Source organism: Bradyrhizobium sp. USDA 3240, assembly GCF_054063295.1.
This window is the reverse complement of record NZ_JBSSGD010000002.1, coordinates 923021-936474: the sequence shown is the minus strand read 5'-3', so window position 1 is coordinate 936474 and position 13454 is coordinate 923021. Positions and strand designations below refer to the sequence as shown.

Below are 13454 nucleotides of genomic sequence, written 5' to 3'. Positions count from 1 at the left end.
CCTGACCGCCAGTCTGTGTACCTACCGCGACGGGCCCATGGCCGACGACGATAGCAGGCCCGCACCGGCCAGCGCGCAACAGCCAATGCCGACCGAGCAGCGCCGTGCCGGCGCACACCGCCGCGTCCTCAAGTCGGGAGCGATCGAGTTCGGCAATGAAGTGATCGCCTGCACGGTCCGGAATCTCTCGCCTCAGGGCGCCTGCATCGAAGTGAACTCGCCGCTGTGGTTTCCCGACCGCTTCACTCTCGCCGTCGACGGCCAGCGGTGGCCATGCCGCATCGTATGGAAGAAGCAGAAGCGGCTGGGACTGGCGTTCGAGTAGGGCTCGATGCCCGGCGTCCGCTCCGCGCCGATTTGCACGAAAAGTTGTCGTCTATTTCACAAACTACCCAAGGTTAGCGGAGTATTGTCCGCCGGGCCGATACCCAGCCTCGGGGAAATTGCGATGACAATCAATGTCAAGGCTTACGCGAACGCCGATGATATCCTGATCGCCTGGCAGCCGGACACCTGGTCCAACGACTGGGTCGGTTTCCAGCTCGAGCGGCGCAACAATATCACGCAACAGACGACCGTGCTGTCGAACCGCATTCCGCCGAAGCCCGGCGAGAAGCCGGTGGCGGACGCCGGCATCTCCTCGACGCAATCGCCGTTCCGGCGCTGCATCTGGACCGATCACAGCGTCGTCGACACCGACAATGTCTCGTATCGCGTGACAGCGATGAAGAGCGCCGCGAACGGGACGTTCACGCCCGATGCCGCCTCGGTGTCCGCCTGGACGACGCCGGCGGTCGCTTCCGGCGATGCGGGCGGCGGCTTGTCGGCCTATTTCAACCGCGGCACCCTGATGTCCCAGATCGTCAGCCGCTTCGTGAAGGGTGATGCGTCCGACGACTCGCTGCGCAATTTCGTCAAGGGCCTGTCCGACCCGGCCAACCAGGCGCGGCGCTACCTTTCGGGCGATGCCCTGCACGAGATCCTGGCCTTCCTGCACGATGCCGATCTCCGCGGCAGCCAGATCCATGCAGCGATCTACGAGATGAATGACGAGGAGCTGGTCGGCGCGCTGAAGCCGTTCGGCAGCCGCGGCAACGTCCTGCTCGGCAACGGCAGCGCGACCAAGCCGAACATCGCGGGCGAGCTCAGCGGCGCCGGCCTGACGGTCAAGCATCGCGATCTGTCGAATGCGGGCAGGTCGTCGCCCAGCGTCCACAACAAGTTCGTGGTCGAGAGCGACGCGCACGGCAACGCGATCCGCGTGCTGACCGGCAGCACCAACTGGACCACCACCGGGCTGTGCACGCAGCTCAACAACGTGCTGATCATCGAGAATGCGGTAATCGCCAAGCGCTATCTCGATCAGTGGGGCAAGCTGGTCGCTGCCGGCAACGCCATGCCGCCCGCGCTGAAGACGTCGAATTCCACTCCGACCAGCGACAGCAACATTTCGGTCTATTTCGCCGCGACCAACGGCGAGGCGGAATTCAAGCCGGTGCTGGACCTGATCAAGAACGCCAAGGACGGCGCGCTCTTCCTGATGTTCATGCCGGGGCAATCGCCGCTGCTGGATGCCCTGCTGGACCGCGCACAGCAAAACGACGTCTATGTTCGTGGCGTGGTGTCGACCATGATGCCCAGCAAGAACGGCGACATCGTTTCGGTCGGCGGAGAAGTCGTCAAATCGGGCGCGCCGCAGCAATCCTTTCATGACGACGTCCAGCTGCCGCATGGCGTGAGCGCCACCAACGAACCTTCATGGGCAGACGTCGAATTCAGCGTCCAGCAGATCCGCAACGCGGGGATGATCGCGATCGTTCACTCCAAGACCATCGTGATCGATCCGTTCTCGGACAATTGCGCCGTCATCACCGGGTCGCACAATTTCTCGGTCGCGGCCTCCGAGAAGAATGACGAGAATCTGGTGATCATCCGCGGCAACAAGCAGCTTGCCCAGGCCTATGCGCTGCACATCAACGGCGTTTACGACCACTATTCCTGGCGCGGCTATCTCGGCAGCGGCGGCAATCCGGATCAGATCTATTCGCTCGACGGCTGGAAGCCGGGCGGCGGCAAGGAGCAGGAGCTGGATTTCTGGATGGAGGAGCCGGTGCCGCCGCGCCCGACGCGTGGCGCGGGCAGCGTCGGCGCGGCGCAACGGCCCGCAGTGGCTGCTAGGGCTTCGACGAAGACAGCTGCCAGGAAAGCCCCGAAGAAATCGGCCAAGAAAGCTGCCAAGAAGTCAGCCAAGAAATCGGCGAAGAAGGCGAAGGCCGGCAAGCCGGCAAAGGCCGCGAAGGCAAAGAAAGCCAAGGCCCGAACGACGAAGAAGGCCAAGGCAAAGAAGGCGAAGGCCAAGAAGTAAGAGCGGTGCGCAACGGGCTGGTGCGGGCGGTGGGACTCGAACCCACATGACGTTGCCGTCGAGGGATTTTAAGTCCCTTGCGTCTACCAATTCCGCCACGTCCGCATTGCGCCAGGCGCGCCGATTACTAGCGCGTTTGCCGGCGGAGTGGAATTGCCATTATCCGCTGCTAACAGGTGCGCATTCAAAGGCTTAAGGCGTGGCCTGCAATTCCATTTGCTTCGGCGGCCGAGCATTGGGATAAGCAGCGCGCCGCCGCGATTGAGCCTCAATCCGGACACCGGCGGCTGCTTTAGGCAATCTCAACACTGTCGGATTAAGAAAGCTGAATGTCTGTTCGTCTTCCCCGCCGCCCAAATCTGTCGCGCGCGGCAGCCATCGTTGCGCTGCTCGCCTCGGCTGCGGGCGTTTCCGGCTGCGCGCAGATCGGCGACAGCGTGCCGGGTGCATTCGCCGATCCCGCCAAATACGATTTGTATGATTGCAAGCAGCTCGAGACCGAGCGCAAGAATCTCGCGTCTCGCGCGACGGATCAGGAAAAGTTGATGGCCAAGGCGGAGACCGGCGTCGGCGGTACCGTGGTCTCCGAGATGGTCTATCGCAACGAGCTGATTTCGATCCACGCCCAGCAAAGGCTGGTGGATCAGGCCTGGCGCGCCAACAAGTGCCATGGGAGCCCGCCGGATGCGCCTGCGGCGGCCGCACCCGCGGCGCCTGCGCCGGGGGCGAAGGGCCCGCGCGCGCCGCGAGGCCTCGTTCACTAAGTCAACGTTTCCATACGACCCGGTGCTGTGTGCGTGCAAGCGCGCGTGGCTAGGCGCGCCAGTCGTAGATCCAGTCCTGCCGCGCCAGCATGCGCTGCGGACCGATGGCGCGGATCGCGAGATCGCGCGCGATCGCCAGGGGGCCGTTCAAATGATAGATGCGGCCCTGCTGCCGCGCCATGCGCTGCACCTTCAGCACGCGGCCGCGCCGCATCTCGGCGTAGCGCTTCAACGCGGCGGGAATCCCTGCGGTGTTTTCGCCGGTGCAGTCGGCCAGGGCCTTGGCGAGCACGGCCGCATCCTCGATCGCCATGCCGGCGCCTTGCGCGGCAAACGGCAGCATCGCATGCGCGGCGTCGCCGAGCAGCGTCACCGCGCCTTCGCTCCAGCGGCCGATGTCGGGCAGGGTGAACAGCGCCCATTTGCGCCAGCCGTCGACCGCGCCGATCAGCATCCGCGCCGTGGCGGGCCAGCGCGCGGTGGCGAACGCGCCCTTGATCTCGTTGATGTCGCCGGGCGCGCTCCAGCCCGGCCGGTTCCAGGTACCCGACATGATCGCGACCACGTTGACCTGGCGCCCGGCCGAGATCGGATAGGCCACGAGATGCGCGTCCGGTCCCATCCACAGCTGCACGCGCGGCGCGGTGTATTCGCGCGGCAGGGCGGTCGCGTCCAGCGTGCCGCGCCAGGCGATCAGGCCGGAGAATTTCGGTTGTACATCCGGAAACAAATGTCCGCGGACCGACGACCAGATGCCGTCGGCGCCGATCAGCGCAACCGCCAATTCCTCCTGCCGTGCGTTGCCGCGGCGCTGCACCACCGTCAGGCCCTTGGCATGCTTGGTCACGTCCTCGAACTGGCAGCCGAGCCGCAGGTCGATATCGGGATGCTCATTGACGGCGGCCTGCAACGCGGCCTGCAGATCGGCGCGGTGGATCACCCAATAGGGGGCGCCGGCGCGGAACTCGGCGGCCTGGCCGAGCGGCATCCGTGCGATCTCGCCACCGGCCCGCGCGCTCAGGATGTTGACGGATTCCGGCGTGACCGCGCGGCGCGCAAGCGGTTCCTTGAGCCCGAGCTCGACCAGGATGCGGCTGGCATTGGGAGAGAGCTGGATTCCGGCGCCGGCTTCCTCGAGCCGCTCGGCCTTTTCCAGCACGACGACACGAAAGCCTTGTGCCGTCAAGGTCAGCGACGCCGTCAGTCCTCCGATCCCGGCGCCGGCAACGATGACGGTTCGCGTCAGCGCCACGGGGCGGTCAGGCGACCTTGTCTTTCAGCACGCATTCCGGCGGCCGGGCTTCGCCGGCAGCGAGGTCGGATGCGAAGCGATAGAGCGTCGAGCAGTACGGGCAGATGATCTCGCTGTCGTTGCCGAGGTCGAGGAACACGTGCGGATGGTCGAACGGAGGGTTGGCGCCCACGCACATGAACTCCTGCGACCCGATCTCGATCACCGAGACACCGGCATCGTTATGGAAGTGCGGGACGACGTGGTCGGACATATTCTCACCTTGGTAGCAACGATGGGCAGACGCAATCAACTGCATGCGGCATCGCGAAATGCCGCGCACCATACTGGCGGGAACAGTTGATTCCTAGAGCCCCGATGGCTCATTTGCTCATGCAAATTCGACACAATCTTGTCGTCCCAGAGAAGCCCTTCTTTGGTCGGAGCCGTTGTGTCGCAAAAACGGCACACTATTTCCAAGGCCAACTGAACAAGACGAATTAAACTTGAGGTTTTCAGCGGAATGAACGGCGTGCGCCTCAGTCTTGCGGTGGCCGGCCTGGCAGCAAGCGCTGCCGTGGGCGCGGCCATTTGGCCGCACGCCCGGGACGCCGGCATGGTGCTGTCAGCGCGGAACGATCCGGCTGCGCTCGCCGACCTCAGGCTCAATTCCGTCCTGCGCAACAACCCGGCGTTGATATCGGACAATATCGAGGCGGCACTCGCTTCGGGAGATGCCGATCTTGCGACCAGCTTCGTCGCGCTCGCAAGCGAGCAGAACATCGCACTCAGTGATGAACTCGCAAAACGCGTCGACGACGCGCGGGCCGAGCAGTCGTCCACCACGCATTTCGCCAAGGGATTTGCCACCGGCCTCGTGACCGGCAATGCCGACGATGTCGCAAGCCTGTCCGGCACGGTCGCAGGCGACCTGTTCGTGTTCGGTGACGTCAGGGACGTCGTGCGCGAGGGCAAGCATCTCGTGATGGGCGAGGATACCGACCAACTGGTGCTCGGCCTTGCGGCCGCCGGGCTCGCCGTGACCGCGGCCACCTATGTGTCGATCGGCGGCGCCGCGCCGCTGCGCGCCGGACTGACGCTGGTCAAGGATACGCGCAAGGCCGGACGGCTGAGCGAGGGGATGATCGAATGGGCCGGGCGCTCGACGCGCGAGGTGGTCGATCAGCCGGCGCTCCGTGAGGCGGTCGCCTCCGGCTCGGTGCTGCGGCCGGCGGAAACTGCAACCGCGATCCGCGCGGCATTTCGCGCCGAGAAGGCCGGCGCACTGGTGCGCGTCGCCAAGGACGTCGGGCGTATCGGCGAGGCGGCCGGGGTTCGTGCCGCGCGCGACACGCTGAAGGTCGCGGAGAACCCGCAGGAGATCGCGCGCGCGGCCCGCATCGCGGAGACGAAGGGCGGCCAGACCCGCGCGATCATCAAGCTGCTCGGCCGCGGCGCCCTGCTGCTCGTGGCCGGCACATTCAATCTCACCATGTGGCTGTTCGGCGCGCTGCTCGCGTTGTTCGGCTTCCTGTCGTCGATCAAGGCCACCACCGAGCGAGCCACGGCATGGTGGCTCAGACGCAGCAAGGCGCTGCGCCTGAAGCGGCAGATGGCTGCCCAGGCTACCTTGGCGAGTATGCCCGCCCAAGGCTAGATTTCACGCTAAGCTTGCGGTCGCCGGTCGATCGCCAATCGCAAATCCCAAGTCTCAAATCCCAAGTCTCAAGAAAAAACGGAATCGAAGATGCCGAGTTTCCACCACGGCGATGTTGAGATTGCCTATATCGACGAAGGCGCGGGCGAGCCGATCGTGCTGGTGCACGGCTTTGCCTCGAGCAAGAACGTCAACTGGATCTATCCGACCTGGGTCTCGGAGCTCGTCAAGGCCGGCCGGCGCGTCATCGCGCTCGACAATCGCGGCCACGGTGAATCCGCCAAGCTCTACGACGCCGCGCAGTACGAGATCGCGACCATGGCAAGCGACGTGATCGCGCTGATGGATCATCTCGGAATCGCACGCGCCGACATCATGGGCTATTCGCTGGGCTCGCGGATGACGGCGATCCTGGCGCTCGAGAATTCCAATCGGGTGCGTTCGGCGATCCTCGGTGGCATCGGCATCGGGTTGATCGAGGGCGGCGGCCCCGGCGAGGCCGTCGCGCTTGCGCTGGAGGCGCCGTCGCTCGACGATGTCACCGATCCGGTCGGCCGCACTTTCCGCGCCTTCGCCGATCAGACCCGTTCCGACCGCCGCGCGCTCGCCGCCTGCCTGCGCGGCTCGCGCCGCCTGATGACGCGCGAGGAGGCCGCCGGGATCGGCGTGCCGGTTCTGATCGCAGTCGGCAGCAAGGATGAGATCGCGGGCTCGGCGTCAGCGCTCGGCCGGGTCATTCCGGGATCGCAGGTGCTCGACATTCCGAACCGCGACCACATGCGGGCGGTCGGTGACAAGGTCTACAAGACCGGCGTCATCGACTTCCTGTCGCATCGAAAATAGCTCGTCGGAATCGCTCTCGGCATCGTCCTTGGCGAAGGCGCGTGACGCTGCGATCAACACCACGAAGGTCGCAACCCAGACCAGGCGCGCGCCGTAGCGGTCGTGCGGCCCCGAGATCACGCCGCAGACGACGGCATTGCCGAGCAGAGCGAGCGTCACCGTGCCCGCCAACAGCGTCAGATCGTCGAGCCGCCGCTGCCACAGTCCGCGGCCGAACAGGATCACGACCAGCAGCATCGAGCCGAACGCGACCGGCACGTGGATGCGGTTGATCGTTGTGAAGTCGAGGGCCCATTGTTGTTGCCGCGCGGCGCGCATCGGCGCGACCTGCTTGGGAATATAGCGCCCGATGATGCCGTAGGTGTGCGGGATCCAGCCCGAGGAGCCTTCGCCGGTCGCGACATCCAACAGCTGGTCGGCGGTCGCTTTCAGCGCCGCCTTGGCCTGCCATGTCGGATATTCGGCCAGCGAGCGCACCACGATGTGGCCCATCTCGTCATTCAGTCCCTGAAAGCGGCCGAGGGTGTTGAACATGCTGTGGCCCCACAGGAAGTCGTCGGCGGTCGGCGGCAACTCGTCGCGATAGGGGCAGAGCTTCAGGTTCTCCGTCGCGCAATGATCGCGCAGATATTGCGCGACGATGCCATCCTGCAGCATGCGGCCGAAGGCGACGCCATAGCCGCCGGGTGTCCAGGCAAGCTGTCCCGACAGCGCGAAGTTCGCCGCCAGCAGCATCACCGCGCCGGTGACGATGGTCAGGCTGCCCTGCACGAGCCCCGCGACCGGGACGCGGCGGCCGAGCCACGGACGCAGCATCCAGCCGACGCAGCACAGGACGAGCAGCACCGCGAGCGTCGCGCTATGCGTGGCGGCAGAAAACGCTGTGAATCCGAACAGCACCGCCTTCTCCAGGGTCGAGATCCTGTCGCCGTGCAGGATGAGGACGAAGAGCGCGAGCACCGCAAGGCCGGCAAAGATGTCGGTCAGCAGCATGCTGGCGAGCCAGGGCAGGGCGGTGGTTGCGATCAGCGCAAGGCTGATCGCGATCAGCCGGACCGGCCGGGCGAGCTCGAGCATGCGCAGGGTCAGTTGCAGGATCCACAGCGTTGCCAGGGTCTGGATGCCGAGGTTGAGCCAGAAGCCCGACGTCTCACCGACGTGCAGGTAGATGCCGAACACCGTGGACCGGCTCGGCACCAGATAGCCCTCGTACCAGCGCGCCAGATAGCCGCCGGTATCCCATTGGAGCAGCGGATAGCCGTTCCAGAAGGCAGGCGCGAGCAGCAGGAGGGGAATGGCAATGGTGGCGATCCAGACCGACCGTGCATCGGTCAGGCGCCCACGTAACGTCTGGGTATTGATGGTATTTCCCCCCTTTTTATTGGGGCCGACCATGCCCAAAACCACACTCGGGACGAAATCCGCCAATAGTTGCAGAAGCACGGCTTGATTTCGGCAAAATCCCGACCAATTCCCCTAGACGTCGGCCCGGGGCCGTTCGGCTGGGGTTTACCGTACCGAGCCTTCCCGGGACGCGCTGGGGTCACCGTGCTATAACGCACATCAGAACAACCGAATTGCGAGAGCAGCTATGGCAGTTCATCAGGTCAATCCGCAGGGGAGCAAGCTGGCGGCGCTCGATCCGATCTGGGATCGAATTCGCGGCGAGGCGGAAGACATCCTGCGGCGCGAGCCGGAGCTTGCATCCTTCATCTATGCGACCGTGCTGCATCATGAGCGCCTGGAAGATTCCGTGGTCCATCGCATTGCCGAGCGGCTCGATCACGCCGCGCTGTCGGGCGACCTGATCCGCCAGACCTTTGGCGAGGCATTGCGCGATGAGCCCGATATCGGCAACGCCTTCCGCGCCGATCTCGTCGCCGTCTATGACCGCGATCCCGCGACCTCGCGCTTCATCGATCCCTTGCTCTACTTCAAGGGCTTCCACGCGCTGCAGACCCATCGTCTCGCGCACTGGCTCTATCAGAAGGGCCGCAAGGATTTTGCCTTCTACCTGCAGAGCCGCTCGTCGGCGGTGTTCCAGACCGACATCAATCCGGCGGCCAGGATCGGCCGCGGCATCTTCCTCGATCATGCCACCGGTTTCGTCTGCGGCGAGACCGCCGTCATCGACGACGATGTCTCGATCCTGCATGGCGTCACCCTCGGCGGCACCGGCAAGGAGAACGAGGATCGCCATCCGAAGATCCGCCACGGCGTGCTGATCGGCGCCGGCGCCAAGATCCTCGGCAATATCGAGATCGGTCACTGCGCGCGCATCGCGGCGGGCTCCGTCGTTGTCAAGCCCGTGCCGCACAACGTCACGGTTGCGGGCGTGCCGGCGAAGATCGTCGGCGAGGCCGGCTGTGCCGAGCCGTCGCGCACCATGGACCAGATGCTCAATGCGATCGGGCTTTGATTTCATTCGCTTTCTGATCGGTACCGCGCTTTAGCCTGTGCGCAACATCACGTCGCCAAAGCCTGAAAAGGCTCTGGCGATCTTTGCCGTCTCGTCCTAAAACTCCCCCGAAAATCATCGACCCGATTGGAGACGGCTGTGGACGTACAGGAAGTCAGGAAGCTCGACGCGTATCTCAAACGCGTGTTCAGCAATCCCAAGATCCGCGTGGTGCCGCGGCCCAAGAAGGACGACTCGGCCGAGGTTTATATCGGCGAGGAGTTCATCGGCGTGCTGTTCGTCGACGACGAGGACGATGATCGCTCGTTCCAGTTCCAGATGGCCATCCTGGAAGAAGATCTGGGCGACCAGGGCTGAACAGCCTAAGGCCGTCATTGCGAGGAACCCGCGGAGCGGGCGTCGCTCAGGCGCAATGACGGCGTTACCCCTTCGCGCTGTGCATCTGCGCGGAGAGGCGGATCATCGCGGTGGCGATGTCGCGCCATTGCGCCAGCCAGCTGCGCGGAAAGCGGAAGGTCAGGTCGGCGCCCTCGATGCGCTGCTCACTCAGGCACATGCCGGGCGTGGAGGTATCGTGCGTGCAGCGCGCGATCAGCTGCGGCTCGGTCGCGGTGAACAAATCTTCGCCGCCATAGGGCGTGCCGTCGCGGAACGCGCGCGCCGTCAGGCCGTCATCGGTGTTCGCGCGCTCGTCGAGATAGCGCGGATAGATCGTGCGCAGCCGCATGTCCGGCGCGAGTGAATCGTGATGTGCCGCGATCGACACGAAGATCCTGTCGATCGGCTGCACCTTGTCCTCGACCGTCTCGGCGCTGTAGTGCTTCGGCGCGGCAGGCGCCTCCAGCGACGGATAGAGGAAGCTCAGATCGACGCGCTCCTGCGGCCCGGAATGGCGCTGGATCTTCATGCGCACCGCCATGGTCGGCACGTTGAACAGCGTGCCGCCGACGCTCACCGGCAGCCGCGACGGATCGCTGGGCGGCACGGTCGTATAGGTCGGCCACAACAGATAGGCGACGAGGGCAATCGCACCGGCCGCGATGACGGCCGAGGCGATGATCGGAACGAGATGCGCGCGCGGATTGCGGCGGGTGTCGCGGGCGAGATGCTGGGCAGTCGAGAGTAGCGTCATGAGCGAGGCAAACAGCAGACCGGGAGTGGCCGAATCACCTGCCGAATATGCCACGTGACGCGGAATTTCCGTACGATTGCAACGGAATCCCGGAGCGAATGGTCATGCGCAAACGCCGCGCCTGGTGTCCCCGGTTAACCTTTCCTTAAGGATGATGTGGCGGCCCGCCGCCAATTCTGCGAAGCAGGTGTGAGTGGCCTGTTGCGTAGCGGAAGTCCCGATGTCGCCCGATACCTTGAATTCCCTGTTCTCGCTCTTCATTGGCTTCGCGCTCGCCGGCGCATTGGCCAGCGGTTATCAGGCGATGGCGGAGCGTCCGGCCGGCTTCGGCCTGCTGCAGGAGGGCGTGGCGCCGAGGACCTTCGCTGCGGTCCCGTTTCTCGTCTTCGCCGCACCGTTCATCATCATGCGCAACACGCTGCGCGGTGCGCGCATCGAGCGCCGCCGCTTCGAGTTCGTGATGATGGCGACCGTCATCTCCGGCTTCTGGAGCTTGATGTCGGGCACCTTCTTCGTGATGACGCTGCGCGCTGCCGGTGTGATCGGGTGATCCGCGCCTGATCCTGATCCGTGTCCGGATCATGACTGCACTTGCTTGAAACCACGTCGTCCGCTGTGCCAAGGTCACCTTGATCCAAGGAGACCTTCATGGCGATCTACGAACTCGACGGGCAGGGGCCCGATCTTCCCGCCGACGGCAGCTACTTCATCGCCGACAATGCCGTTGTGATCGGCAAGGTGCGCCTCAAATCCGCGGCGAGCGTCTGGTTCGGCGCTGTGCTGCGCGGCGACAATGAGTGGATCGAGATCGGCGAGGGCTCCAACGTCCAGGACAATTCGACCCTGCATGTCGATCCCGGCTTTCCCCTGACCATCGGCAACAACGTCACGATCGGCCACAACGCGATCGTGCACGGCTGCACGCTGGAAGACGGCGTGCTGATCGGGATGGGATCGATCGTGATGAACGGCGCGCGCATCAGGCGCGGCAGCGTCGTCGGCGCCGGCTCCGTCATCACCGAGGGCAAGGAGTTTCCGGAAAATTCCCTGATCATCGGTGCCCCCGCGCGCGTGGTGCGCACGCTGGACGCCGCGCAGGCAGAGGCGTTGTCGCGGCCGGCGAAGTCCTACGCGATCAGGGGCCCGCAGTACAAGGCCGGACTGAAGAAGATCGGCTGAAGCCTTAGCGCTTCCGGCCCTGCTTGCGTGCGCCCTTCGGGGGTGCGGGGCTTGGCTTGGCTGCTTGCTGCAGTCCTGCTGTCTCCTGAAGTCTTGCGCTCTTGCGCAGCGCATCCTTCAGGTCGATCGGAATACCGTGCTTCTTGAGGAGGTCGGCGAAGGCCTCGTCCGCCAGCTCCTGCAACGTCGCCATCCGATCGCGCCCAAGCTGCTTCAGCTTGTCGGCAGTATCGTCGTCAAATTCGATTAGCTTGCGCAAATTGCATTGCTCCCAAACTGTATTGCCCCAACGCCTGTGGGAACCGGCGTTTTGCGGACCCGTTGATGTCCGCAAGGGAGAATTGCCATGCGCAAATTATCCGCCACCGCCGTGTTCGCGACAATCGCCATTCTGCTGGCGCCCACCGTTAGCGTCGCCCAAGGTAACGGAAGCGGCACCGGGACCGGCAGCCCCTCGTCAGTCAGCCCGACATCGCCGCAAGTCGCGTCACCGCCGCCCGGCACCAACAGCGCCGGCACGGCGCAATCTGCCGGCCGGCTGAACACCAGTGAGGGCGTCACCACCGGCGCAGCGTCGAGCGAAAGCTTCGACAAGGCGATCGCCGACGAGAACAGGACGGTCGACCGCCGGGTCAACGGCATCTGCCGCGGCTGTTAACTCTTGGCGGCCGCGCCTTTGATGAACGCGGGTCGCGCAGATGTGAGCGCGACATGAGCGCGCGGCTGAAGCCGCGGTCCTACATTGAGTTAGCATGGGCGGGACGCGGCGGAGGAGGCTTGCAAAGAAAAGCCTTGGACAGAGGAGTGACGGGTGATGTTGCGTAAAACGATGATTGCCTTGCTGGCGACGGCGATGGTCGGCCTGTTCACGGTCGATGCCGCGTCGGCTCGAGGTGGTTTTGGTGGTGGCGGTTTCCACGGCGGTGGTGGCTTCCACGGTGGTGGGGGCTTTGGTGGCTTCCACGGTGGTGGCGGCGCTTTCCGCGCCATGGGCGCGGGCGGTGGCTTCCGGTCGGCTGCGGTTGGCACGGCGGCGGCTGGCATGGTGGAGGCTGGCACGGCGGCGGCTGGCATCGGCGTGGCTGGGGTTATCCGTTCGCGGCGGCCGCGATCGGCTTCGGCCTGGGCTACGGCGCCTACGATTACTATGACGGCTACTACGGCAACCCGTACTACGCCGGTTACGGCTACGATGACGGGTATGGCTACGGCTATGGATATGGTGACGGCGGCTGCTACGTCGTGCGCCGTCGCATGCTGACGCCCTATGGCTGGCAGGTCCGGCCCGTGCAGGTTTGCAACTGAGACATCTGCTGACGCATGGCCGCTCCATTGGATCGCCATGCCGATGATGTTGGAATGATCGGCGCGGCCTCGGTGTTTTGATGCCGGGGCCGTCGCGCATTGGTATGCGGCTTGCACCGCATCGCAGCAGTCTGTGCGTGAACGCGTCGCGAAAACAAACGGTCCGGCTGCGATTGGAGCCGGGCCTCAGAGGATATCAGAGATGCTGACCACTCCTGATCTGACATTGCTGTTCATGGTCGTTGTTTCGGGCCTCGCCATCGCATTCGTCTACATGCTCCACGAGCTCGAGCCGAAGCTTGCACGGCTGCGGCAGCGGGGCGAGCGCGTCTTGCGTGACCGCACCAGGTAGACGGCAACGGCGGATCGCCGCGGCTTCAGCCGCAGCAACGTTGCGCGTGCAGAGCGTCAGCTCAGCGCGGCGCGTTTTCGGGTTGGCAATCCAGAGATAGGGAGAATTCACGGCCCCAAAAGAACAAGGCCGTCGACGTAGTATACCGTCAACGACCTTGCCAGCCCCGGATATTGAAATCGGCTCACGCCATCCGGTGTTTAAGGA

The 13454-nt window shown here is 64.7% G+C and carries 15 protein-coding genes, 1 tRNA gene and 1 pseudogene; 11 read left to right on the top strand and 6 right to left on the bottom strand.

Annotation, left to right across the window (positions count from 1 at the left end; all coding sequences use genetic code 11):
- Nucleotides 1-37 precede the first annotated feature (37 nt).
- Nucleotides 38-325, top strand: coding sequence for a PilZ domain-containing protein (locus tag ACVIGA_RS05105; RefSeq protein ID WP_456665534.1), 288 nt, complete (start codon nt 38-40; stop codon nt 323-325).
- Nucleotides 326-448: 123 nt separating this feature from the next.
- A complete protein-coding gene (locus ACVIGA_RS05100; RefSeq protein WP_456665533.1) occupies nt 449-2365 on the top strand; it encodes a phospholipase D-like domain-containing protein in 1917 nt (638 codons plus the stop codon).
- 18 nt (nt 2366-2383) lie between these two features.
- Here ACVIGA_RS05100 and ACVIGA_RS05095 read toward each other — a convergent pair.
- Nucleotides 2384-2470 (bottom strand) — tRNA-Leu (locus tag ACVIGA_RS05095).
- Between the two features lie 224 nt (nt 2471-2694).
- Between ACVIGA_RS05095 and ACVIGA_RS05090 the strand changes: the two genes are divergently transcribed.
- Nucleotides 2695-3129, top strand: coding sequence for a twin-arginine translocation pathway signal (locus ACVIGA_RS05090; RefSeq protein ID WP_456665532.1), 435 nt, complete (start codon nt 2695-2697; stop codon nt 3127-3129).
- A gap of 49 nt (nt 3130-3178) precedes the next feature.
- Here ACVIGA_RS05090 and ACVIGA_RS05085 read toward each other — a convergent pair whose 3' ends face one another.
- Complete coding sequence (locus ACVIGA_RS05085) at nt 3179-4381, bottom strand: FAD-dependent monooxygenase (protein WP_456665531.1); 1203 nt, start codon at nt 4379-4381, stop codon at nt 3179-3181.
- A 7-nt stretch (nt 4382-4388) separates the two neighbouring features.
- Complete coding sequence (locus ACVIGA_RS05080; RefSeq protein ID WP_092115185.1) at nt 4389-4634, bottom strand: zinc-finger domain-containing protein; 246 nt, start codon at nt 4632-4634, stop codon at nt 4389-4391.
- A 249-nt stretch (nt 4635-4883) separates the two neighbouring features.
- Here ACVIGA_RS05080 and ACVIGA_RS05075 point away from each other — a divergent pair, with 249 nt between their 5' ends.
- A complete protein-coding gene (locus tag ACVIGA_RS05075; RefSeq protein ID WP_456665530.1) occupies nt 4884-6017 on the top strand; it encodes a hypothetical protein in 1134 nt (377 codons plus the stop codon).
- A 90-nt stretch (nt 6018-6107) separates the two neighbouring features.
- On the top strand, nt 6108-6860 hold the full coding sequence (locus ACVIGA_RS05070) for an alpha/beta fold hydrolase (RefSeq protein WP_456665529.1): 753 nt from the start codon (nt 6108-6110) through the stop codon (nt 6858-6860).
- Nucleotides 6861-6866: 6 nt separating this feature from the next.
- Here the strand turns inward: ACVIGA_RS05070 and ACVIGA_RS05065 are convergent.
- Nucleotides 6867-8255: pseudogene (locus ACVIGA_RS05065) on the bottom strand (hypothetical protein); the annotation flags it as partial.
- 196 nt (nt 8256-8451) lie between these two features.
- Here ACVIGA_RS05065 and cysE point away from each other — a divergent pair.
- Both cysE and ACVIGA_RS05055 read left to right on the top strand, forming a co-directional pair.
- Nucleotides 8452-9279, top strand: coding sequence for a serine O-acetyltransferase (gene cysE, locus ACVIGA_RS05060; protein WP_097674153.1), 828 nt, complete (start codon nt 8452-8454; stop codon nt 9277-9279).
- Nucleotides 9280-9417: 138 nt separating this feature from the next.
- On the top strand, nt 9418-9636 hold the full coding sequence (locus ACVIGA_RS05055; RefSeq protein ID WP_223976396.1) for a DUF3126 family protein: 219 nt from the start codon (nt 9418-9420) through the stop codon (nt 9634-9636).
- Nucleotides 9637-9700: 64 nt separating this feature from the next.
- Here the strand turns inward: ACVIGA_RS05055 and ACVIGA_RS05050 are convergent, their stop codons facing one another.
- Nucleotides 9701-10411 (bottom strand): hypothetical protein, encoded by a 711-nt coding sequence (locus ACVIGA_RS05050; protein ID WP_456670741.1) that lies wholly within the window; start codon nt 10409-10411, stop codon nt 9701-9703.
- A gap of 220 nt (nt 10412-10631) precedes the next feature.
- On the opposite strand from ACVIGA_RS05050, the gene ACVIGA_RS05045 reads away from it, so the two are divergent.
- Nucleotides 10632-10961 (top strand): DUF6949 family protein, encoded by a 330-nt coding sequence (locus tag ACVIGA_RS05045; RefSeq protein WP_092115175.1) that lies wholly within the window; start codon nt 10632-10634, stop codon nt 10959-10961.
- Between the two features lie 98 nt (nt 10962-11059).
- Entirely contained in the window at nt 11060-11590 is a 531-nt protein-coding gene (locus tag ACVIGA_RS05040; RefSeq protein WP_092115174.1) for a gamma carbonic anhydrase family protein, read from the top strand.
- Nucleotides 11591-11594: 4 nt separating this feature from the next.
- Here the strand turns inward: ACVIGA_RS05040 and ACVIGA_RS05035 are convergent, their stop codons facing one another.
- Nucleotides 11595-11849 (bottom strand): hypothetical protein, encoded by a 255-nt coding sequence (locus ACVIGA_RS05035; RefSeq protein ID WP_456665528.1) that lies wholly within the window; start codon nt 11847-11849, stop codon nt 11595-11597.
- 87 nt (nt 11850-11936) lie between these two features.
- Here ACVIGA_RS05035 and ACVIGA_RS05030 point away from each other — a divergent pair, with 87 nt between their 5' ends.
- Together ACVIGA_RS05030 and ACVIGA_RS05025 are read left to right on the top strand one after the other, a co-directional pair.
- Nucleotides 11937-12248 (top strand): hypothetical protein, encoded by a 312-nt coding sequence (locus tag ACVIGA_RS05030; protein WP_456665527.1) that lies wholly within the window; start codon nt 11937-11939, stop codon nt 12246-12248.
- 849 nt (nt 12249-13097) lie between these two features.
- Nucleotides 13098-13247, top strand: a complete 150-nt coding sequence (locus ACVIGA_RS05025; protein WP_456665526.1) for a hypothetical protein — start codon at nt 13098-13100, stop codon at nt 13245-13247.
- Nucleotides 13248-13454 lie beyond the last annotated feature (207 nt).